This is a genomic window from Streptomyces sp. NBC_00988, from assembly GCF_045162645.1.
Lineage (GTDB): Bacteria > Actinomycetota > Actinomycetes > Streptomycetales > Streptomycetaceae > Streptomyces.
Window position 1 is genome coordinate 6,334,128 of the sequence record NZ_CP108730.1, and the last position, 19,592, is coordinate 6,353,719.

General features: G+C 68.4%; 18 protein-coding genes and 2 tRNA genes. 15 read left to right on the forward strand and 5 right to left on the reverse strand.

Translation table 11 applies throughout. The features are described 5' to 3' along the window. Nucleotides 1-2 precede the first annotated feature (2 nt). From gnd to OG496_RS29055, 8 genes are all read left to right on the forward strand, one after another. Nucleotides 3-878 (forward strand): phosphogluconate dehydrogenase (NAD(+)-dependent, decarboxylating), encoded by an 876-nt coding sequence (gene gnd, locus OG496_RS29020; protein ID WP_405972971.1) that lies wholly within the window; start codon nucleotides 3-5, stop codon nucleotides 876-878. A gap of 79 nt (nucleotides 879-957) precedes the next feature. Continuing rightward, nucleotides 958-2,079, forward strand: coding sequence for a DNA replication/repair protein RecF (recF, locus tag OG496_RS29025; RefSeq protein WP_405972972.1), 1,122 nt, complete (start codon nucleotides 958-960; stop codon nucleotides 2,077-2,079). After that, nucleotides 2,076-2,624: a DciA family protein gene (locus OG496_RS29030; protein WP_366494789.1), complete on the forward strand. Its 549-nt coding sequence runs from the start codon at nucleotides 2,076-2,078 to the stop codon at nucleotides 2,622-2,624. The genes recF and OG496_RS29030 overlap by 4 nt, the downstream gene beginning before the upstream one ends. Nucleotides 2,625-2,976: 352 nt before the next feature. Further along, a complete protein-coding gene (gene gyrB / locus OG496_RS29035) occupies nucleotides 2,977-5,037 on the forward strand; it encodes a DNA topoisomerase (ATP-hydrolyzing) subunit B (protein ID WP_405972973.1) in 2,061 nt (686 codons plus the stop codon). Between the two features lie 42 nt (nucleotides 5,038-5,079). Then, entirely contained in the window at nucleotides 5,080-7,671 is a 2,592-nt protein-coding gene (gene gyrA, locus OG496_RS29040) for a DNA gyrase subunit A (protein WP_405972974.1), read from the forward strand. 18 nt (nucleotides 7,672-7,689) lie between these two features. Then, nucleotides 7,690-8,499 carry a DUF3566 domain-containing protein gene (locus OG496_RS29045; RefSeq protein WP_399394302.1) on the forward strand — a complete coding sequence of 270 codons (810 nt, stop codon included), beginning with the start codon at nucleotides 7,690-7,692 and terminating at the stop codon, nucleotides 8,497-8,499. 148 nt (nucleotides 8,500-8,647) lie between these two features. After that, nucleotides 8,648-8,724 (forward strand) — tRNA-Ile (locus OG496_RS29050). Between the two features lie 116 nt (nucleotides 8,725-8,840). Next, the gene (locus OG496_RS29055; protein WP_405972975.1) at nucleotides 8,841-9,254 is read left to right on the forward strand and encodes a hypothetical protein; all 414 of its coding nucleotides are present in this window, start codon (nucleotides 8,841-8,843) and stop codon (nucleotides 9,252-9,254) included. A 252-nt stretch (nucleotides 9,255-9,506) separates the two neighbouring features. Here OG496_RS29055 and OG496_RS29060 read toward each other — a convergent pair whose 3' ends face one another. Continuing rightward, the gene (locus OG496_RS29060; protein ID WP_405972976.1) at nucleotides 9,507-9,854 is read right to left on the reverse strand and encodes a DUF6344 domain-containing protein; all 348 of its coding nucleotides are present in this window, start codon (nucleotides 9,852-9,854) and stop codon (nucleotides 9,507-9,509) included. Nucleotides 9,855-10,191: 337 nt separating this feature from the next. Here OG496_RS29060 and OG496_RS29065 point away from each other — a divergent pair, with 337 nt between their 5' ends. Both OG496_RS29065 and OG496_RS29070 read left to right on the forward strand, forming a co-directional pair. Then, nucleotides 10,192-10,320 carry a DLW-39 family protein gene (locus OG496_RS29065; protein ID WP_003999697.1) on the forward strand — a complete coding sequence of 43 codons (129 nt, stop codon included), beginning with the start codon at nucleotides 10,192-10,194 and terminating at the stop codon, nucleotides 10,318-10,320. Nucleotides 10,321-10,472: 152 nt separating this feature from the next. Next, the gene (locus tag OG496_RS29070; RefSeq protein ID WP_405972977.1) at nucleotides 10,473-11,858 is read left to right on the forward strand and encodes a hypothetical protein; all 1,386 of its coding nucleotides are present in this window, start codon (nucleotides 10,473-10,475) and stop codon (nucleotides 11,856-11,858) included. A 35-nt stretch (nucleotides 11,859-11,893) separates the two neighbouring features. On the opposite strand, the gene OG496_RS29075 is transcribed toward OG496_RS29070, so the two are convergent. Together OG496_RS29075 and OG496_RS29080 are read right to left on the reverse strand one after the other, a co-directional pair. Beyond that, nucleotides 11,894-13,411, reverse strand: coding sequence for a serine/threonine-protein kinase (locus OG496_RS29075; protein ID WP_405972978.1), 1,518 nt, complete (start codon nucleotides 13,409-13,411; stop codon nucleotides 11,894-11,896). Between the two features lie 204 nt (nucleotides 13,412-13,615). After that, the gene (locus OG496_RS29080; RefSeq protein ID WP_019055167.1) at nucleotides 13,616-14,164 is read right to left on the reverse strand and encodes a DNA-binding protein; all 549 of its coding nucleotides are present in this window, start codon (nucleotides 14,162-14,164) and stop codon (nucleotides 13,616-13,618) included. A 180-nt stretch (nucleotides 14,165-14,344) separates the two neighbouring features. Here OG496_RS29080 and OG496_RS29085 point away from each other — a divergent pair. Continuing rightward, a tRNA-Ala gene (locus OG496_RS29085) sits at nucleotides 14,345-14,417 on the forward strand. Between the two features lie 426 nt (nucleotides 14,418-14,843). Here OG496_RS29085 and OG496_RS29090 read toward each other — a convergent pair. After that, nucleotides 14,844-15,545 carry a DUF5324 family protein gene (locus OG496_RS29090; RefSeq protein ID WP_405972979.1) on the reverse strand — a complete coding sequence of 234 codons (702 nt, stop codon included), beginning with the start codon at nucleotides 15,543-15,545 and terminating at the stop codon, nucleotides 14,844-14,846. Nucleotides 15,546-15,865: 320 nt separating this feature from the next. Between OG496_RS29090 and OG496_RS29095 the strand changes: the two genes are divergently transcribed. Both OG496_RS29095 and OG496_RS29100 read left to right on the forward strand, forming a co-directional pair. Beyond that, complete coding sequence (locus tag OG496_RS29095) at nucleotides 15,866-16,393, forward strand: peptidylprolyl isomerase (RefSeq protein WP_366494770.1); 528 nt, start codon at nucleotides 15,866-15,868, stop codon at nucleotides 16,391-16,393. 100 nt (nucleotides 16,394-16,493) lie between these two features. Then, nucleotides 16,494-17,405, forward strand: a complete 912-nt coding sequence (locus OG496_RS29100) for a rhomboid family intramembrane serine protease (protein ID WP_405972980.1) — start codon at nucleotides 16,494-16,496, stop codon at nucleotides 17,403-17,405. Between the two features lie 294 nt (nucleotides 17,406-17,699). Here the strand turns inward: OG496_RS29100 and crgA are convergent, their stop codons facing one another. Further along, nucleotides 17,700-17,954, reverse strand: coding sequence for a cell division protein CrgA (crgA, locus tag OG496_RS29105; protein WP_033285718.1), 255 nt, complete (start codon nucleotides 17,952-17,954; stop codon nucleotides 17,700-17,702). Between the two features lie 142 nt (nucleotides 17,955-18,096). Between crgA and OG496_RS29110 the strand changes: the two genes are divergently transcribed. Further along, nucleotides 18,097-18,876 carry a DUF881 domain-containing protein gene (locus OG496_RS29110; RefSeq protein WP_405972981.1) on the forward strand — a complete coding sequence of 260 codons (780 nt, stop codon included), beginning with the start codon at nucleotides 18,097-18,099 and terminating at the stop codon, nucleotides 18,874-18,876. Between the two features lie 19 nt (nucleotides 18,877-18,895). Next, entirely contained in the window at nucleotides 18,896-19,588 is a 693-nt protein-coding gene (locus OG496_RS29115; protein WP_405972982.1) for a class E sortase, read from the forward strand. The last annotated feature ends 4 nt before the right edge of the window (nucleotides 19,589-19,592 follow it).

Here is a 19,592-nt window from a genome sequence, read left to right on the forward strand (position 1 = left end):
TGATGGAGCTCGGTCTCGTCGGCCTCGGCAAGATGGGCGGCAACATGCGCGAGCGCATCCGCCGCGCAGGCCACACCGTCATCGGATACGACCGCAACCCGGACCTCGCCGATGTCCACAGCCTGGGAGAGCTTGTGGGCAGGCTCAAGGGCCCGCGCGTGGTGTGGGTGATGGTCCCGGCCGGCGCCCCGACCCAGGCGACCGTCGACGAGCTGGCCGGACTCCTGGAGCCCGGCGACGTCGTCGTGGACGGCGGCAACTCCCGCTGGACGGACGACGAGAAGCACGCCGAGGAGCTGGGTGCCAAGGGCATCGGCTTCGTCGACGCGGGCGTCTCAGGCGGCGTCTGGGGCCTTCAGAACGGCTACGCGCTGATGGTCGGCGGCGACGCCGAGAACATCGCCAAGGTCCAGCCCGTCTTCGACGCCCTCAAGCCCGAGGGCGAGTTCGGCTTCGTCCACGCCGGCAAGGTCGGCGCGGGCCACTTCTCGAAGATGGTCCACAACGGCATCGAGTACGCGATGATGCAGGCCTATGCCGAGGGCTGGGAGCTGCTGGAGAAGGTCGACTCGGTGACGGACGTCCGCGAGGTCTTCCGCTCCTGGCAGGAGGGCACGGTCATCCGCTCCTGGCTGCTCGACCTGGCCGTCAACGCCCTGGACGGCGACGAGCACCTCGACAAGCTCAAGGGCTACGCCGAGGACTCCGGCGAGGGCCGCTGGACCGTCGAGGCGGCCATCGACAACGCCGTGCCGCTCCCCGCGATCACGGCCTCCCTGTTCGCGCGGTTCGCGTCCCGTCAGGACGACTCGCCGCAGATGAAGATGATCGCGGCGCTGCGCAACCAGTTCGGCGGCCACGCGGTCGAGACGAAGTAGTCCACAACGACGAAGTGATCCACAGATCCACGGGCCCGGGCCCGTGGATCCACAACCTGGGGGAGGTCGGCGAACGACCATGCACGTCACGCATCTGTCGCTGGCCGACTTCCGCTCGTACGCCGGGGTCGACGTCCCGCTCGACCCCGGCGTCACCGCGTTCGTGGGTCCCAACGGGCAGGGCAAGACCAACCTCGTCGAGGCGATCGGCTACCTCGCCACCCTGGGCAGTCACCGCGTCTCCTCCGACGCCCCGCTGGTCCGCATGGGCGCCGAGCGCGCGATCATCCGGGCGCAGGTCAAACAGGGCGAGCGGCAGCAGCTGGTCGAGCTGGAGCTGAACCCCGGCCGCGCCAACCGCGCCCGCATCAACCGGTCCTCGCAGGTCAGGCCCCGTGATGTGCTGGGCATCGTACGGACCGTGTTGTTCGCCCCCGAGGATCTCGCCCTGGTGAAGGGGGATCCCGGGGAGCGGCGGCGGTTTCTGGACGAGCTGATCACCGCGCGCTCTCCGCGCATGGCCGGGGTCCGTTCGGACTACGAGCGGGTGCTCAAGCAGCGCAACACCCTGCTGAAGTCGGCCGCGTTGGCGCGGCGGCACGGTGGGCGGTCGATGGACCTGTCCACGCTCGACGTGTGGGATCAGCATCTCGCGCGCGTGGGCGCCGAGTTGCTCGCCCAGCGGCTCGATCTGATCGCCGCGGTCCAGCCCCTCGCCGACAAGGCGTACGAACAACTGGCGCCCGGCGGCGGCCCGGTGGCCCTGGAGTACAAGCCGTCGGCTCCGGGTGAGGCACACACGCGTGAGGACCTCTACGAGCAGTTGATGGCGGCGATCGCGGAGGCGCGCAAGCAGGAGATCGAGCGGGGCGTCACCCTCGTAGGACCGCATCGGGACGATTTGGTTCTCAAACTCGGTCAGTTGCCCGCCAAGGGGTACGCCTCGCACGGGGAGTCCTGGTCGTACGCGCTGGCGTTGCGGCTCGCTTCGTACGACCTGCTTCGGGGTGAGGGCAATGAGCCGGTGCTCGTGCTCGACGACGTGTTCGCGGAGTTGGACACGCGCCGGCGGGAGCGGCTGGCCGAGCTGGTGGCGCCCGGTGAGCAGGTGCTGGTGACGGCCGCCGTCGACGACGACGTACCGCATGTCCTGGCGGGGACGCGGTACAGCGTGGTGGAGGGGGCGGTGGAGCGCGTATGACGACGGATCAGCCCGCGGGCGGGGAACCCGCGCCCAAGAAGGCCGCCGAGCCCTCAGGTGTCGACCTCGCGCGCGTGGCGCTGCGTGCCGCGAAAGAACAGGCACGCGCGCGTGGGGACGCGGCGCAGCAGAAGAAGCAGGCGCGGCGCGGCGGCCTGCGCTCCGGCGCGCGCGCCGACGGCCGCGACCCGATGGCACTCGGCGCTGCGATCAACCGGCTGCTGAACGAGCGCGGCTGGGAGACGCCGGCCGCGGTGGGCGGGGTGATGGGCCGCTGGCCGCAGATCGTCGGCGAGGACCTGGCCAACCACTGCGTACCGGAGAAGTACGACGAGGACGAGCGGGTGCTGGTCGTGCAGTGCGACTCCACGGCCTGGGCGACCCAGTTGCGGCACCTCACGCCCACGCTGGTGGCCCGGCTCAACGAGGACCTGGGGCATGGCACCGTGCGGATGATCAAGGTGCTCAACCCCGGTGGGCCGCCCCGCCGCTACGGTCCCCTGCGCGCTCCTGGCAGCACGGGTCCCGGCGACACCTATGGGTGACTGACATCACAGCGCGGGCTCCGGCGGGTGAACGGACGCGGTTGCGAATACCGACCTGACCCTTGAGTAGCAAAGGGTTGACACCCGGAAGCGCTGAGTGCCTCCGTGAGCCTCTTTGAGCCCCGTTCCGCATATGGGGAGTCGGGAGAGACCGGTTCAGGGCGGCACATGAGGACTCAGGTACCGGCAAACCCCCATCCATGTCGGCGCTACCGGTAGACTGGAAGCAATCCCGCCCCACTTGTGGGACAGACACCGAGCAACGCTGACTAAGGCTTACCAACGCAACACGCCGCAGCCGCTCCGGCCACCAGCCTGAGCCTGGCTTGTGCTGTGCCAGAAAGGGCGCTTCGTGGCCGATTCCGGCAACCCCAACGAGAACATCCCGTCCACCGACGCCGGCGCCAACGGCGGGGCTCACACCTCGAACGGCGAGGTCACCGCCTCGTACGACGCCAGCGCCATCACCGTCCTCGAAGGGCTGGACGCGGTCCGCAAGCGACCCGGTATGTACATCGGCTCGACCGGTGAGCGCGGCCTGCACCACCTGGTGCAGGAAGTCGTCGACAACTCCGTCGACGAGGCGCTGGCCGGGCACGCGGACACGATCGACGTCACGATCCTTCACGACGGCGGCGTCCGCGTCATCGACAACGGCCGAGGCATCCCGGTGGGCATCGTCCCGTCCGAGGGCAAGCCGGCCGTCGAGGTCGTGCTGACGGTGCTGCACGCGGGCGGCAAGTTCGGGGGCGGCGGTTACGCGGTCTCCGGCGGTCTGCACGGCGTCGGCGTGTCCGTGGTGAACGCGCTGTCCAGCAAGGTCGCCGTCGAGGTCAGGACCGACGGATACCGCTGGACGCAGGACTACAAGCTGGGCGTTCCGACCGCCCCGCTCGCGCAGCACGAGGCCACGGACGAGACCGGCACCTCGGTCACCTTCTGGGCCGACCCGGACATCTTCGAGACCACCGAGTACTCCTTCGAGACGCTGTCGCGGCGCTTCCAGGAGATGGCGTTCCTCAACAAGGGTTTGACGATCAAACTCACTGACGAGCGCGAGCTGGCGAAGGCCACGGCCGGTGCCGACGAGGCGGGTGCGGACGAGAAGGACGACGTCAAGACCGTCACGTACCACTACGAGGGCGGCATCGTCGACTACGTGACGTACCTCAACTCCCGCAAGGGGGACGTGGTGCACCCGACCGTCATCGACCTGGAGGCGGAGGACAAGGACAAGAGCCTGTCCCTTGAGGTCGCGATGCAGTGGAACAGTGGTTACAGCGAGGGTGTGTACTCCTTCGCCAACATCATCCACACGCATGAGGGCGGCACGCACGAAGAGGGCTTCCGGGCCGCGCTGACGTCGCTGATCAACAAGTACGCGCGCGACAAGAAGCTGCTCCGCGAGAAGGACGACAACCTCACGGGCGACGACATCCGCGAGGGTCTGACCGCGATCATCTCGGTGAAGCTGGCCGAGCCGCAGTTCGAGGGGCAGACGAAGACCAAGCTCGGCAACACCGAAGCGAAGACCTTCGTACAGAAGGCGGTCTACGAGCACCTCAACGACTGGCTCGACCGCAACCCGAACGAGGCCTCGGACATCATCCGCAAGGGCATCCAGGCGGCCACCGCGCGCGTGGCGGCCCGCAAGGCCCGTGACCTCACCCGTCGCAAGGGTCTGCTGGAGACGGCTTCGCTACCGGGCAAGCTGTCCGACTGCCAGTCGAACGACCCCACCAAGTGCGAGATCTTCATCGTCGAGGGTGACTCCGCCGGCGGCTCGGCCAAGTCCGGCCGGAACCCGCAGTACCAGGCGATCCTCCCGATCCGCGGAAAGATCCTCAACGTCGAGAAGGCCAGGATCGACAAGATCCTGCAGAACCAGGAGATCCAGGCACTGATCTCCGCCTTCGGCACCGGAGTCCACGAGGACTTCGACATCGCCAGGCTGCGCTATCACAAGATCATCCTGATGGCGGACGCCGACGTCGACGGTCAGCACATCAGCACCCTGCTGCTGACCTTCCTGTTCCGCTTCATGCGGCCGCTGGTCGAGGCCGGGCACGTGTTCCTGTCCCGTCCCCCGCTGTACAAGATCAAGTGGGGCCGTGACGACTTCGAGTACGCGTACTCGGACCGTGAGCGCGACGCCCTGATCGAGCTGGGCCGGCAGAGCGGCAAGCGCATCAGGGAAGACTCGATCCAGCGCTTCAAGGGTCTCGGCGAGATGAACGCCGAGGAGCTGCGCATCACCACGATGGACCAGGAGCACCGCGTCCTCGGCCAGGTCACCCTGGACGACGCCGCGCAGGCCGACGACCTGTTCTCGGTCCTCATGGGCGAGGACGTCGAGGCGCGCCGCCAGTTCATCCAGCGCAACGCCAAGGACGTCCGCTTCCTCGACATCTGAGTCGGTCTCAGCTGACCGCATCAGGAAGGATCTTCACCAGCAATGGCCGACGAGAACACTCCCAGTACGCCTGAAGAGGGCGTCATCGCCCAGCGCGTCGAGCCCGTAGGGCTTGAGACGGAGATGCAGCGCTCGTACCTCGACTACGCGATGTCCGTCATCGTGTCGCGAGCCCTGCCCGACGTCCGTGACGGCCTCAAGCCCGTCCACCGCCGCGTCCTGTACGCCATGTACGACGGCGGCTACCGGCCCGAGAAGGGCTTCTACAAGTGCGCCCGTGTCGTCGGCGACGTCATGGGCAACTACCACCCGCACGGCGACTCCTCGATCTACGACGCGCTGGTCCGCCTCGCGCAGCCCTGGTCGATGCGGATGCCTCTGGTGGACTCCAACGGCAACTTCGGCTCCCCGGGCAACGACCCCGCCGCCGCCATGCGCTACACCGAGTGCAAGCTGGCGCCGCTGTCCATGGAGATGGTCCGTGACATCGACGAGGAGACCGTCGACTTCACGGACAACTACGACGGCCGCTCCCAGGAGCCGACCGTCCTGCCGGCCCGCTTCCCGAACCTGCTGATCAACGGCTCGGCGGGCATCGCGGTCGGCATGGCCACCAACATCCCGCCGCACAACCTCCGTGAGGTCGCGGCGGGCGCCCAGTGGTGCCTGGAGAACCCCGAGGCCTCCCACGAGGAGCTGCTCGACGCGCTGATCGAGCGCATCAAGGGCCCCGACTTCCCGACCGGCGCGCTCGTCGTCGGCCGCAAGGGCATCGAGGAGGCGTACCGCACCGGCCGCGGCTCGATCACCATGCGCGCGGTCGTCGAGGTCGAGGAGATCCAGAACCGCCAGTGCCTGGTGGTCACCGAACTCCCCTACCAGACCAACCCCGACAACCTCGCGCAGAAGATCGCCGACCTGGTGAAGGACGGCAAGGTCGGTGGCATCGCGGACGTCCGCGACGAGACGTCGTCCCGTACCGGCCAGCGCCTCGTCATCGTCCTCAAGAGGGACGCGGTCGCCAAGGTCGTACTGAACAACCTCTACAAGCACACGGATCTGCAGTCCAACTTCAGCGCCAACATGCTGGCCCTGGTCGACGGTGTGCCGAGGACCCTCTCCCTGGACGCGTTCATCCGGCACTGGGTGGCGCACCAGATCGAGGTCATCGTCCGCCGGACGAAGTTCCGGCTGCGCAAGGCCGAGGAGCGGGCGCACATCCTGCGTGGCCTCCTGAAGGCCCTGGACGCCATCGACGAGGTCATCGCGCTGATCCGGCGCAGCGACACCGTCGACATCGCGCGCACGGGCCTGATGGGCCTCCTGGAGATCGACGAGATCCAGGCGAACGCCATCCTGGAGATGCAGCTCCGTCGGCTGGCCGCCCTGGAGCGCCAGAAGATCATCCAGGAGCACGACGAACTCCAGGCGAAGATCACCGAGTACAACGCGATCCTCGCCTCCCCGGTCCGCCAGCGCGGCATCGTCAGCGAGGAACTCGCCGCGATCGTCGAGAAGTTCGGCGACGACCGCAAGACGATGCTGGTGCCCTTCGACGGCGACATGTCCATGGAGGACCTGATCGCCGAAGAGGACATCGTCGTCACCATCTCGCGCGGCGGCTACGTCAAGCGCACCAAGGCGGACGACTACCGCTCCCAGAAGCGCGGCGGCAAGGGCGTTCGCGGCACGAAGCTCAAGGAAGACGACATCGTCGACCACTTCTTCGTGTCGACGACCCACCACTGGCTGCTGTTCTTCACCAACAAGGGCCGCGTCTACCGCGCGAAGGCGTACGAACTCCCGGACGCCGGACGGGACGCGCGCGGGCAGCACGTAGCGAACCTGCTGGCCTTCCAGCCGGACGAGGCGATCGCCGAGATCCTCGCGATCCGCGACTACGAAGCGGCTCCCTACCTGGTCCTCGCCACCAAGGGAGGCTTGGTGAAGAAGACGCCTCTGAAGGATTACGATTCGCCCCGCTCCGGCGGTGTCATCGCGATCAACCTCCGTGAGACGGAGGACGGTTCCGACGACGAACTGATCGGCGCCGAACTCGTTTCGTCCGAGGACGATCTGCTGCTGATCAGCAAGAAGGCACAGTCGATCAGGTTCACGGCCACGGACGACGCGTTGCGCCCCATGGGGCGTGCGACCTCCGGTGTCAAGGGCATGAGTTTCCGCGAGGGCGACCAGCTTCTCTCGATGAATGTTGTTCGACCCGGTACGTTCGTGTTCACTGCCACAGACGGCGGGTACGCGAAGCGGACCGCCGTCGACGAGTACCGCGTCCAGGGTCGCGGCGGCCTGGGTATCAAGGCCGCCAAGATCGTCGAGGATCGCGGTTCTCTCGTCGGCGCGCTGGTGGTCGAGGAGACCGACGAGATCCTCGCCATCACGCTGTCCGGCGGTGTGATTCGTACGCGAGTCAACGAGGTCAGGGAGACGGGCCGTGACACCATGGGCGTCCAACTGATCAACCTGGGCAAGCGCGATGCCGTCGTCGGTATCGCTCGTAACGCCGAGGCGGGACCCGAGGCGGAGGAAGTCGTCGGCGACGAAGCCGTCGACGAGACCACCGAGGGTGTCGCGACCACCGGCACGGACGAGGGTGACGCACCTTCGGACGAGTAGCACGAGGAGAGAGTCATCGTGAGCGGAGCCACGGGCGCCGGATCGACCGGTACGGACACGGACGGCGGCGGCCGTGGCTCCGCCGCGAACGCGACAGATCCGCACACGACCCAACTGCGGGCGATCGACGTGAAGAAGACGGACGCGCACTCGCCCGACTCGCATGGATCCCAGGGGGGAACTGTGACGGACACCCGAGGTCCGCAGACCCAGCAGCAGTCCGCTGGGGCGGGCCCGGCCGCGCCGGGCGCCAAGGCTCCGGCCCAGGGCCAGGCGCCGGCCCAGCCCGCCGCGCCGCCGACGGGGTCCCCGCTGCCGGGTTCGCCCCTGCCGGGGGAGCGTCAGCCGCAGCAGGCCGCGGGGCCGTACCACCCGCCGCAGGCCTACCCCACGCAGGCGCCCGCCGCCCAGAGCGGTGCCGTACGGCGGCCGCGCACGGGCGCGCGTACCGCGCCGCGCACCCGTAAGGCGCGGCTGCGGGTGGCCAAGGCCGACCCGTGGTCGGTGATGAAGGTCAGCTTCCTGCTCTCCATCGCGCTGGGCATCTGCACGGTCGTGGCGTCCGCGGTGCTGTGGATGGTCATGGACGCGATGGGGGTCTTCTCGACGGTCGGCGGCACGATCTCGGAGGCGACCGGCTCGAACGAGTCGAACGGCTTCGACCTGCAGTCCTTCCTGTCCCTCCCGCACGTCCTGACGTTCTCGGGGATCATCGCGGTCATCGACGTCGTCCTGGCCACGGCCCTCGCGACGCTCGGCGCGTTCATCTACAACCTCTCCGCCGGCTTCGTCGGCGGCATCGAGCTGACGCTCGCCGAGGACGAGTAGGAACGCGGACGGGAAGACGGACGAGAAGCCGGGTGAACGCGGGTTGAAACCCCTCCCGACGGTCCTGTGACTATCGATTTTGGGACTGCCCATGTCGTGCGCTAATCTTCAGGAGTCAGCGCGCGGGACACACTCCGCAAAGCGCGGCGGGGCTATAGCTCAGTTGGTTAGAGCGCATCCCTGATAAGGATGAGGCCACAGGTTCAAATCCTGTTAGCCCCACCAGCACGAAGACCCCCAACCGGTTGCGGTTGGGGGTTTTTGGCGTTTCAGGGGAGGACGGTTCAGGCTCGGGAGGATTTCGGTTGCCGTGCCCTCCTGGTGGCCGGTGATACTCGCCCATGAGCAGATTCGCCGAGGTCGTCGTGTTGGCCAGGGACGCAGAAAACATCATGAAACCGCTGACCGAGCGGGACGACAGCCGTCCGTGGACTGGGCAGTTCACCGACATCGGCCACGGCATGTTCGACGGCTGGGCCATCGAGTTCGTGCGGCGGAGTCGATGGGCCGGACTGCTGGATCACCTTGAGTCTCTGCCCTGGCCGTCGCCGCACACCGTCCAGGTGCTGATCCACGATGAGGAGGACGACTGCTTCGGCCTGTGGATGATCCATGACGGCCGCCTTGTGGAAGTGCCGTTGCCGCGCACCCGGCGGGACTTCTGGACCAGCCCCTACACAGGCGTGGTCGATCCGGATTGCCCCGGGATTCTGGTCCGCACGGACGGGCCGTTCGGTGGGGCCGGGGAAGGCTGAGCCGCGCGCACGCCGGAAGACCCCCGGCCACAGTGGGCAAGGGGTTCTCGGGGTCCTCTGTGTTGTCTCTGGAGCTTTGTACGCAAGTTCGCCGCTGTGTCAGAGAGGGCGGACGGTCGGGCAAGTCGGCCAGGTTGAGCAAGTCAGGTAAGGCCAGGGAGACTCGCGGGCCGGGGGTCGGCACGCAGGTCGGTGCTGGACGGGCCTGAGGCAGTGCTGGAGGGACCCAGGGTGGTGCTGGAGGGACTCGGGTCAGCGCTGGAGCGGGGCTCCAGGCTCGGCGTGGTCCGTCTCCGTCGCGTCGGCCGTCTCCGTGGCCTCGTCCGTGTCCGTCGGCGGGCGGTGGCGGCAGCTGGGGGACTTGCCGTGGGCCTCGGCGCGGATGCGCTGCTTCATCGTGGGGGGCAGTGACCTGGTGAAGGACCAGGGGGAGATCGCCGGTGTCGTCGTCTCGGCGACCGCGCTGGTGCTCGCAGCCTCGGACCGCGGAGTCGCGGCGGCGGCCGTCGCGGTGACCGTGATGAGTCCGAGCGCCGTGCACAGTGCCAGGAAGCCTGTGACGAAGGCGTTCCACAACTTCATGACCTTGATCTGGGCCATGGCCCCTCACTTTCAGGTTGGGCGATTTGCGTACTTTCCTCATGATGTGTATGGGGGTCGCGAAGTGGTGGACCGACGCCCATGGCGCGTCGATGTTCTGATGAACACCACTCGGATGGGTGCAAGAGGCCAGAAAACGGCCGAAGATGCACGAAAGGAGGGCGAAGTAACCGTCCGTGGGGATGTGATCACCCTCAGATCGGAGCGGCTGCGTCCGCTCCTACTGCGCTGTCCCGGGCGGGAGTTGACCCCGGACGCAGGTCACTGATCGGTCTCGGTCGGTGTGTATAGTCGGGCGACAGAGGTCCCCTACGTCAAGGAAAGACGAGGTCGCGCGGTGAAGAAGCTTCTCCTGGTCGCACTGGCCGCCATCGGCGGGCTCCTCGTGTACCGCCAGATCCAGGCGGATCGCGCCGAGCAGGATCTGTGGACGGAGGCGACCGACTCCGTGCCCACGGGTTCGTGAGTACCGAGATCCAGTTCTGAGCACGCCCCGACCGCCTGGCGGTCGGGGCTTTGTGTTGCGCCCCCGCCCCGGTGCGGGTACGGCCGCCACGCCCCCGGAGTTTCGGACACTCGTCCGCGTTGCCGGGATGCCACGCGCGCGTGCGGGGCAGGATGGGCCACGTCCGGAGCAACGACGAGGGGTGGCGCGTGATGGGGCGGCGTACGGCGTGGTGGCGGACGACGCGGGCACAGGGCGGCCGTAGGCCCGTCGCCGGGGCCGTACGACGTGTCGTGGTCCTCGCCGCCGTCCTGTGCGCGACGGCCGCCCTCACGGACCGCCCCGCCATGGCGGCCGGGTCGTCCAGCTCCTACGGCTACGACAAGGGCGACCGGGTTGTCGACGGAGCGACCGGCACCGCCGACGCCGAAGAACTGAAACCCGGTGGGACATACCGGAGTTCCCTCTCTAAGGGGGCCAGCGTCTACTACGGCCTTGATCTCGACGCCACGTCGAACGCCTACGTCTCCGTGACCGCCGTACCTCCGGCGGGCACCACCGTCGCCGCCACCGACGGCATCAAGGTGTCGATGCGGAACGCCAAGGGCTCCGGCTGCACGTACCGGAGCGCCACCTTCGGGGCCGGCCGGAGTCCCCACCCCGTGGCCGCCTGGGCCGTGCGGGAGGCGGGCAAGGCGCTGTGCAAGGGGAGCGGCAAGTACTACGTGCTCGTCGAACGCGTCGACGCGTCGGATTCCTCGTCGGACACCTGGGGGCTGGAACTCACCGCGGTGTCGGAACCCGCGCTGGCGCAGGCCGGCGCGACCGAAGCGCCCCAGGTCTGGGACTCCGCGTCGCCCGAGGCCATCACGGGGGAGGCGCGGCGCCGTGCGGGCGGTTCGGGCTTCGCCGGGGCCGTCGCCGTCGGACAGGGCGCGTGGCGGGACGACATCGGGCCCGGCCGGACCCTCTTCTACAAGGTGCCGGTCGGCTGGGGCCAACAGCTGTCCGTCACGGCCGAGTTGGGCGCTTCCGACGGCGCCAGCGGCTATGTGAACCGCGCGCTGGACCTGACGCTCTACAACCCCGTCCGCGCCTCCGTCGACGCGGCCGGCCTCGGTTACCGGGGCACCGAGAGGTCGGTGGCACTGGAGCCCCTGCCGCCCGTCGAGTACCGCAACCGCTACTCCGTCGTCGACCACGAGAACGGGATGCGCTTCGCCGGGTCGTACTACCTCGTCGTGCACCTCGACGCGCAACTGGCCGACGACTTCGGCCAGGGACCGTTCCCGGTGACGCTGCGCGTGCGCGTCGCCGGTACGGCGCACGCCGGTCCCGGGTACGAGGGCCGGCCCGACCCCCCGAACATCTTCGACGTCACCACCCAGGACCGTGCGGCGGCCGTGACGGGGCCGGGGAGCGCCGGGGGAGGCGGCGACACCGCGATGAAGGTGCTCGCGGTGGCCGGGATCGGCGCGGGCACCGCGCTGCTGGCCACGCTCGGCGTGTGGACGGTGTCGGCCCGGCGCCGGGACCGGGCTTCGACGGCGGCCCTGTAACCGCCCCACCCTTTTCCCGGTTCGGATTGCACGGTTCAGATGCGGGTCAGCGCCCAGAACCCCACCGCGTAGCAGGCCAGCGCGAGCAGCAGGACCGGGATCGCCACTCTCGCGGGCGGCCCGGGCCGGCGCCTGGCCCGCCTGCCGCGGCGCTGCGGAACCGGCGGCGCCGACGGTGGAACCTGCGGGACCTGAGCGGTGTATGAAGCAGTAGAGGGATCAGCACGCGGCTGGGGGGAGGACAGGACATGCGTGAGGTCATGAGGGGAGGAGTGCTGGGGGGAGAGGTACATGGGCGGCTGGTACTGGCCGCCCTGGTGGGCCTGGGCTGCCTGATGTGCCTGCTCCGCCTGTGCCTGGTCCGCCTGTTGTCCGTACGGGGCCCGCGGGGGCGGCAGATGGAAGCTGCCGGTGTCCGACATCGGGGCCGGAGTCAGGGGTGGGGAAGCCGGCGGGGCCGGAGTCGGGGTGGGAGTGGGCGTCGGGGGCGCGGTCGGCTGGGAGACGATGCCCTGCCGTGGATCCACGGGTACGGAGTCCGTGCCGGGCCAGGCCGAGTCGAGAACCTCGCCGCCGACACCGCCGACAACGGCGCCCATGCCGTCCCCGGGTTCGGGAGTCCCGGCCGACGAGGGAGTCGTCGTCGACCCCGTGTCCACCCCGGAAGCCCGCTTCAGCGGACCCTCGGGCGCGAACTCCGAAGGCAGCGGCCCGATTTGGTCGAAGATCTCGATCAACTCGTCGTCGGGGCCGGGCTCGGGCAACAGCTCCGCGGCCGCCGCGAGCGCCTTGCGCGCCCCCGTGGCCGTCCGGAAGCGGGCCTGCGGATCGGGCTGCAGCAGCATCGCCACGACCTGCCACAGCGCCTCGGGAATGCCCTTGGGCGCCCCCGGAGTCCCATGCTCCGCGAAGTACTGCACCAGCGCCTTGGAGTCCGGCTTGGCCCCCTCCAACAGATACAGAGCCACCAGTCCTACGGCGAACAGGTCGGCGGGGAAGTCCGGCTCCGCGCCCATCATCTGCTCGGGCGCGAGGTAACCCGGCGTCCCCACCACGAGGTTGGTCTCCGTCAGGCGTGCCTCGCCCAGCCGCATCGCGATGCCGAAGTCGGACAGGCGCAGGCGCGGGCGGGCCGTGCCGGTGGCTTCGAGGAGCAGGTTGGCGGGCTTGATGTCGCGGTGCACGACACCTTCCGCGTGCACCGCGGCGAGACCGGAGAGGAGCTGGTCGAGCAGCGTGCAGACGAACGCGGGGGGCAGGGGACCGTAGTCCCCGATGAGATGGACGAGTGAACCGCCTGCCACCAGGTCCATGGTGAACAGGACCTTGTCGTCGTCGGCGGCCCAGCTGGCCGGTGCGAGCACATGGGGGTGGTCGATCCGCAGCGCCTGTTCCCGGACGAAGCGCAGCAGCGAGTGCGCGTCGCTCTGCTGCAGGACCTTGGCGGCGACATAGCGGCGACGCCGGTGGTCCCAGGCGCGCCAGACCGCGCCGACACCGCCGCGCCCGATCGGGTCGACCAGTTCGTACCGGCCGGCGAAGACCTCACCCATGGCTGTGCGTCGCTCCTCCCCCTTCGGCTACCCCCGTTGCTTCCCCCGGGACGAGCGACACGACTCCCCCTCGTGGCAGTTCCTCATGGCACTCCCTCGCGGCTGTTCCGCACGTGCTCCCGGTGAGCGGCACGACCCCCTCATACCCCTCGCCGGCCGCGTGCCCGGCTGCCGAACCCCCGATCGGCGGCCGGGCCGTGAGGCTCAGCTCTGGTGGGACTGGTAGTGCGCGACCGCGTCCGAGGTGCGGCCGGCGCCGTACACCCGGAGGAACTCTGCCAGTTCGGGGTGGGTCGGGGCGAGGGTGTCCGCCGCGTCGATGATGTCGCCCGCGGCGGCCACCGAGCGCAGCAGCGACTGGATCTCGCGGACCACCCGCTTGACCGTGGGCGCTCCCGAACTGCTCGTCGTGGTCGTGGTGTTGCTGAGCACCGAACCCCCCTGGGACTTCTTGATCTCGTCCATGCGCTCGGTCGCCTCGGCCGCGCTCACGCTGCCGTCCGCGACCTGTCCCGCCAGGTCCTGCAGCAACTGCACCCGCTGGACCACCGCGGGATTGCCGATCTTCGCCCGCTGACCGCTCATCAGCTGGGACAACATCGGCGCGGACAGTCCCAACACCCCCGCGAGACGAGCCTGGTTGAGCCCAAGATCGTCGATGAGCTTACGGAAGAGCGCCCCCAAAGGCTCCCCGTACCAATTCCGCTGCAGCTCCCGCGCTCTGGCGGTGGCTTCCTGCTGTGCGGCGTCCATTGCGTCTCCCCATCGCTTCCCCAAAACCGCGGTTCGCTCTAGCGAACCACGCCGAGCATCTTACGGAGAGTGGTCGTTCACCGGGACCCCCAAATTTTTGCGAGATACCCGGGGTGACCCGGTACGCTGGTCTCCGAAGCTCGCCGGTGTGTGGTTCTGCCGGTCGAACGCTTCTCTAGCGGGGCCTTAGCTCAGTTGGTAGAGCGCTGTCTTTGCATGGCAGATGTCAGGGGTTCGACTCCCCTAGGCTCCACATCCCGCACCGGCCGGTCGCCCTCAGTGGCGTCCGGCCGGTGTTTCTTTGTGCCCGGGAGGTGACGTGCGTCACGTAAAGGGTGACTCTTCGTTGCAGTTGTTTGCGCAAATATCGGTGACAGGTGGAGTCTGCGGGGCGCCATATCGGTCGTCGGGGCGATGTGGGGATGATGTGCCCGCTTGTGCGGGAGGTGTGTGAGCTGGTGTGAATACGGACGCGTAATCAGGGGTGTGCGGTCCGTTAAGGGAGTCTGTGCGCCGCTTGTACACCTAGGGCGTTGCAAACGTCATCGCGGCAACTTGCGTAAATCAAGAAGTCAAGGGCGTTCGTCCGGGCCCGGGACTGTTCCACGTGAAACATCGCCGCGGGGCAGGAGACCCTCAAGTCTCCTGCCCCGCGGCGATGTTGACAGTGCGTCGGACGTCAGCGGTGTTCGTCGCTCTCGGCGGCCTCGTCCTCGGCCTGCTTGGCCTCGACCTCGGGGTCGAGCAGGGCTTCGGGGCTGCCGTCCACCGAGGTGAGGTGTCCCGATTCGGGCACCTCGGTCGCGGCGGGCGGCTCGACCAGCCAGTCGGGGTTGGCCTGCTTGTCCCACCACTTCCAGGCGGCGAAAGCGCCGCCCGCCAGGATGCCCAGCACCGCCAGCCCCTTCGCGAGCCGGCCGGCCCTCGCCCGCCGCTCGTGCTTGCGGACCAGCTTCTGGATCTCCTTGGGCGAGACCTGGCCGCGCAGCGCGGCGAACGCGGCCGCACCGCGGGCGGCGGCCTCGTCCTTGACCGGGCCCGCGGCGGCGACCGCCTGCTCGATCCTCGGCCGTGAGTACTCGGCGGCCTGCTGGGCAGCCTTGCGTGTGCGGACGGCGGCCTCCTGGGCGGCCTGGTCGACCTTCGGCGGTACATGAGTGCGGGCCTGCTCCAGGCGCGGCACGACGTGGGCGCCGTACTGGACGCGGGCCTGGTCCGCGGCCAGCGACACCTTGGGCGCGAGTCGTACGCGTGCCTCATGGGCGTAGTACGAGGCCCTGTCCTTGGCCGTGTCGGCGTAGGGCGCCACCACTTCCGCGGCGTGCAGCACGCTGTCCTTCGCCGAGCCGGTCGCGGAGCGCACGCTGTCGATGCGGGTCACGGGGTTCCTCCTCCTCGGTGGCGGTACGGTATTTCGTCTATCCACCCATTTACGGATCATGCCTGCCAACGGGGGGCGGGGCATGTAGAGGGCGGGCATCCGGGTCACGATCACGTGTAATTACGGATGAATCCGGGGGAACGGGAGCTTGTCATCGACAATGTCACGGATCCCCGCCCTGTGCCCCTGTCCCGGACCCACTCGGCCGGTTTTCCGCAAGCGGATCCTGTGGAAATGCCCCGAGAGAAGGCCGTCGGGCGACGGGGCCCAGCGAGCGTGCGAGGATCTGGGAGTCACAGGAAGACAACGGAAGGCAGATCGTGGCCGAGCAGCTCTACGCCACCCTGAAGACCAACCTCGGCGACATCGAAGTCCGGCTGCTGCCGAACCACGCGCCCAAGACGGTCAAGAACTTCGTCGAGCTCGCCACGGGCGAGCGTGAGTGGACCAACCCCACGACCGGTGTGAAGTCCACGGACAAGCTCTACGACGGCACGGTCTTCCACCGGGTGATCAGCGGCTTCATGATTCAGGGCGGGGACCCGCTGGGCAACGGCACGGGTGGCCCCGGCTACCAGTTCGAGGACGAGTTCCACCCGGACCTGCGCTTCGACAAGCCCTACCTGCTGGCCATGGCCAACGCCGGGCCGGGCACCAACGGCTCGCAGTTCTTCGTCACCGTCTCCCCGACGGCCTGGCTGACCCGCAAGCACACCATCTTCGGCGAGGTCACCGACGCGGCGAGCCAGAAGGTCGTGGACGCCATCGCGGCCACCGACACCAACTCGCGCACCGACCGCCCGGTCAAGGACGTCGTCATCGAGTCGGTCGTCGTCGAGACCCGCTAGGGCCGTTGACACCAGTACTTACCGCCGGGAACCAAACGCCCCGCTCGTCCGTAAGGATGGGCGGGGCGGTGCATTGCGTACGAAGGATTGAGGGGACCCCATGGACCAGGCGCCAGGCAGCCCGCAGGGCCCGGAGGAACAGCGGCCCCAGGATGCCCAGAGTCTGCCGGTCTGTTACCGGCACCCGGACCGCGAGACCGGCGTCCGCTGCACCCGCTGCGAGCGCCCGATCTGCCCCGAGTGCATGGTCAGCGCCTCCGTCGGTTTCCAGTGCCCCGAGTGCGTCCGCGGCGGTTCCGGCACGGGTCACGCTCCGGCCGCGGCCCAGCCGCGCACGATCGCCGGCGGCACGGTGGCGGCGGACCCCCGGCTCGCGACCAAGATCCTGATCGGTCTCTGTGTCGCCGCGTATCTGGTGCAGCGGGTGGTGGGCGACCGCTTCACCGAGCACTTCGAACTCCTCGGCCAGGCGTACGTCCCGCTCTTCGGCTCCGTCGAGGGCGTCGCCGAGGGCCAGCCGTACCGGCTGCTGACCGCGATGTTCCTGCACGCCAGCCCGATCCACATCATCTTCAACATGATGAGCCTGTGGTGGATCGGCGGGCCTCTGGAGGCAGCCCTCGGCCGGGCCCGCTATCTCGCCCTGTACTTCGTCTCGGGCCTCGCGGGCAGCGCGCTCACCTATCTGATCGCCGCCCCGAACCAGCCCTCGCTCGGTGCCTCCGGCGCCATCTTCGGGCTCTTCGGCGCGACCGCGGTCCTGATGCGCCGGCTCAGGTACGACATGCGGCCGGTCATCGCCCTGCTGGTGATCAACCTCATCTTCACCTTCGGCTGGGCCAACATCGCCTGGCAGGCCCACATCGGCGGCCTGGTTGCCGGTGTGATCACCGGGTACGCGATGGTGCACGCCCCGCGGGAGCGGCGGGCCCTGATCCAGTACGGCACGTGTGCGGTCGTACTGGTCGTCGTCGTGGTGTTGACGCTGATCAGGACGGCTCAGCTCAGCTGATATCAAACCGTTGTCCACAGTGCGTGGCGGATCTTGTGCATACCGTGGAGAACAGCTGTGCCCCCTGTCGCTGACCCGTGTTTATGCAGGTCAGGCAGGGGGCGAACAGGCTTGCGGTTGCCGGTGTGTCAGTCACACCAGCGTCAACACCCGGTGGGTTATCCACAGATCTTCGTTCTTTTTCCCCAGGCCCGCTGTGGATACTTCTCTGGCCTGTGGATAACTCAGCGGAAAGTCGTGGGCAGAGCTGCGTTCACCGCGTGGTGGCCGCAGCTTCGACCGCTGCTTGTGCCGCTACTTCCACTGCGTGGAGACGCCGAACCCGGCGGCGATGAAGCCGAAGCCCACCACGATGTTCCAGTTGTCCAGGCTGTCGATGGGCATGGAGCCGTCGGTGACGTAGAACACGACGATCCACGCCAGCCCGATGACGAACATGGCCAGCATGACCGGTGCGACCCAGGCACGGCTGTTCAACTTGATGGCGGTCGCCGCTTTCGCCGGCGGCGGCGTGTAGTCGGCCTTCTTGCGGATACGTGACTTCGGCACGAGGGTCTCTCCTGTCGATGCGCTGCGTGGCCGCGCAGGGAACTGGGGCGGGCTCCGGGGCAGCGTACAAGGGGACACTGAGTGCTCCCCCGGGCGTCCGTTAGCGTAGTGCTTCCGCGGCGCCGAAGGAGATAAGGGTACGTTGAGCAATTCTGCCGACTCCCCCGGGACGGGTACCAGTCCCGCCCGTATCCGCCGTTTCCGTCCCGTGCGGATTCTCACGGTGGCCGTCTTCGCCCTCGCGGGGCTCATCTTCTTCACCAGTTTCAACACGGCCAAGGGCACCAACATCCGCACGGACGCCTCCTTGCTGAAGCTGTCCGACCTGATCCAGACCCGCAGCCAGAAGAACGGCCGGCTGAACGACGCCAACGGGGTCCTGCGCGACGAGGTCGACGCCCTCCGTAAGGAGGACGACGGCAGCACGGGTGCCGACGACAAGAAGCTCACGGCACTGGAGCGGACCGCGGGCGCGCAGCAGCTCAAGGGCAAGGCCGTCACCGTCACCCTCAACGACGCCCCGCCCAACGCCACCGCCAAGCTCCCCGGCTACCCCGAGCCGCAGCCCGACTACCTGGTCATCCACCAGCAGGACCTCCAGGCCGTGGTGAATGCCCTGTGGCAGGGCGGCGCCAAGGGCATCAAGGTCATGGACCAGCGGCTGATCGCGACCAGCGCCGTGCGCTGCGTGGGCAACACCCTGATCCTCCAGGGCCGGGTCTACTCACCGCCGTACAAGATCACGGCGGTCGGGGAGCCGGGGAAGCTGCAGGCGGCGCTGACGGCGTCGAAGGCGATCCAGAACTACAAGGTGTACGTCGATGTCTACGGGCTCGGCTGGAAAGTGACCGACGACGGGACGGTGACTCTTCCCGGGTACTCGGGCACAGTGGATCTGCACTACGCGAAGCCAGTGGAGTAAGCGGCCGTAGGAGCTGCCGGTGCGCGTGATCGTCAGGAGCGTCAGTGAACTCTGCATCACCGTAGGCACCCTGATCGTCCTCTTCGTGGTCTATGTGTTGTTCTGGACCGGGGTGAAGGCCGACCGCACGATGAGCGACCAGATCAACCAGCTGCAGAACCAGTGGTCGCAGCAGACCGTGCACCCGAAGGCATCCCCCGCGCCTGCCACCTCGGCCGCTCCGGCGAAACCGGCCGCGTACAAGGACGGCAGGCCTTTCGCGATCATGTACATCCCGCGGCTTGGTTTCACGTGGAACAAGCCGGTCCTTCAGGACACCGCCGTGAACACCCTGAAGAAGGGGCTCGGGCACTACGCCGGCACCGCGCAGCTGGGGCAGGTCGGCAACTTCGCGGTGGCCGGGCACCGGAGAACGTACGGCGACCCCTTCGTGAACTTCCCGGAACTGCGTGCGGGTGACGCGGTGGTGCTGACCGACGGGACCACCTGGTTCACGTATCGGATCGACAAAGGGCCTTACAAAACAGTGCCCACCGACATTGAGGTGATCGATCCTGTGCCACGTAAGTCCGGGTACACGGCCTCGGGCCGCTATCTCACGCTGACCACGTGCGATCCGGAGTGGGGGCACAGCCACCGGCTGATCGTCTGGGCCCATCTCGACTCCACACAGCCTGTGGAGGCCGGGAAGCCGGACGCGCTGCGCCGTTAGTCTG

What these genes read in the sequence shown, in the direction of transcription:
- OG496_RS29075 (WP_405972978.1), bottom strand. Translation starts at nt 13,411, where the DNA reads ATGGGTGAGGTCTTCGCCGGCCGGTACGAACTGGTCGACCCGATCGGG.
- gyrA (WP_405972974.1), top strand. Translation starts at nt 5,080, where the DNA reads ATGGCCGACGAGAACACTCCCAGTACGCCTGAAGAGGGCGTCATCGCC.
- OG496_RS29055 (WP_405972975.1), top strand. Translation starts at nt 8,841, where the DNA reads ATGAGCAGATTCGCCGAGGTCGTCGTGTTGGCCAGGGACGCAGAAAAC.
- OG496_RS29100 (WP_405972980.1), top strand. Translation starts at nt 16,494, where the DNA reads ATGGACCAGGCGCCAGGCAGCCCGCAGGGCCCGGAGGAACAGCGGCCC.
- recF (WP_405972972.1), top strand. Translation starts at nt 958, where the DNA reads ATGCACGTCACGCATCTGTCGCTGGCCGACTTCCGCTCGTACGCCGGG.
- OG496_RS29080 (WP_019055167.1), bottom strand. Translation starts at nt 14,164, where the DNA reads ATGGACGCCGCACAGCAGGAAGCCACCGCCAGAGCGCGGGAGCTGCAG.
- OG496_RS29030 (WP_366494789.1), top strand. Translation starts at nt 2,076, where the DNA reads ATGACGACGGATCAGCCCGCGGGCGGGGAACCCGCGCCCAAGAAGGCC.
- OG496_RS29060 (WP_405972976.1), bottom strand. Translation starts at nt 9,854, where the DNA reads ATGGCCCAGATCAAGGTCATGAAGTTGTGGAACGCCTTCGTCACAGGC.
- gnd (WP_405972971.1), top strand. Translation starts at nt 3, where the DNA reads ATGGAGCTCGGTCTCGTCGGCCTCGGCAAGATGGGCGGCAACATGCGC.
- OG496_RS29070 (WP_405972977.1), top strand. Translation starts at nt 10,473, where the DNA reads ATGGGCCACGTCCGGAGCAACGACGAGGGGTGGCGCGTGATGGGGCGG.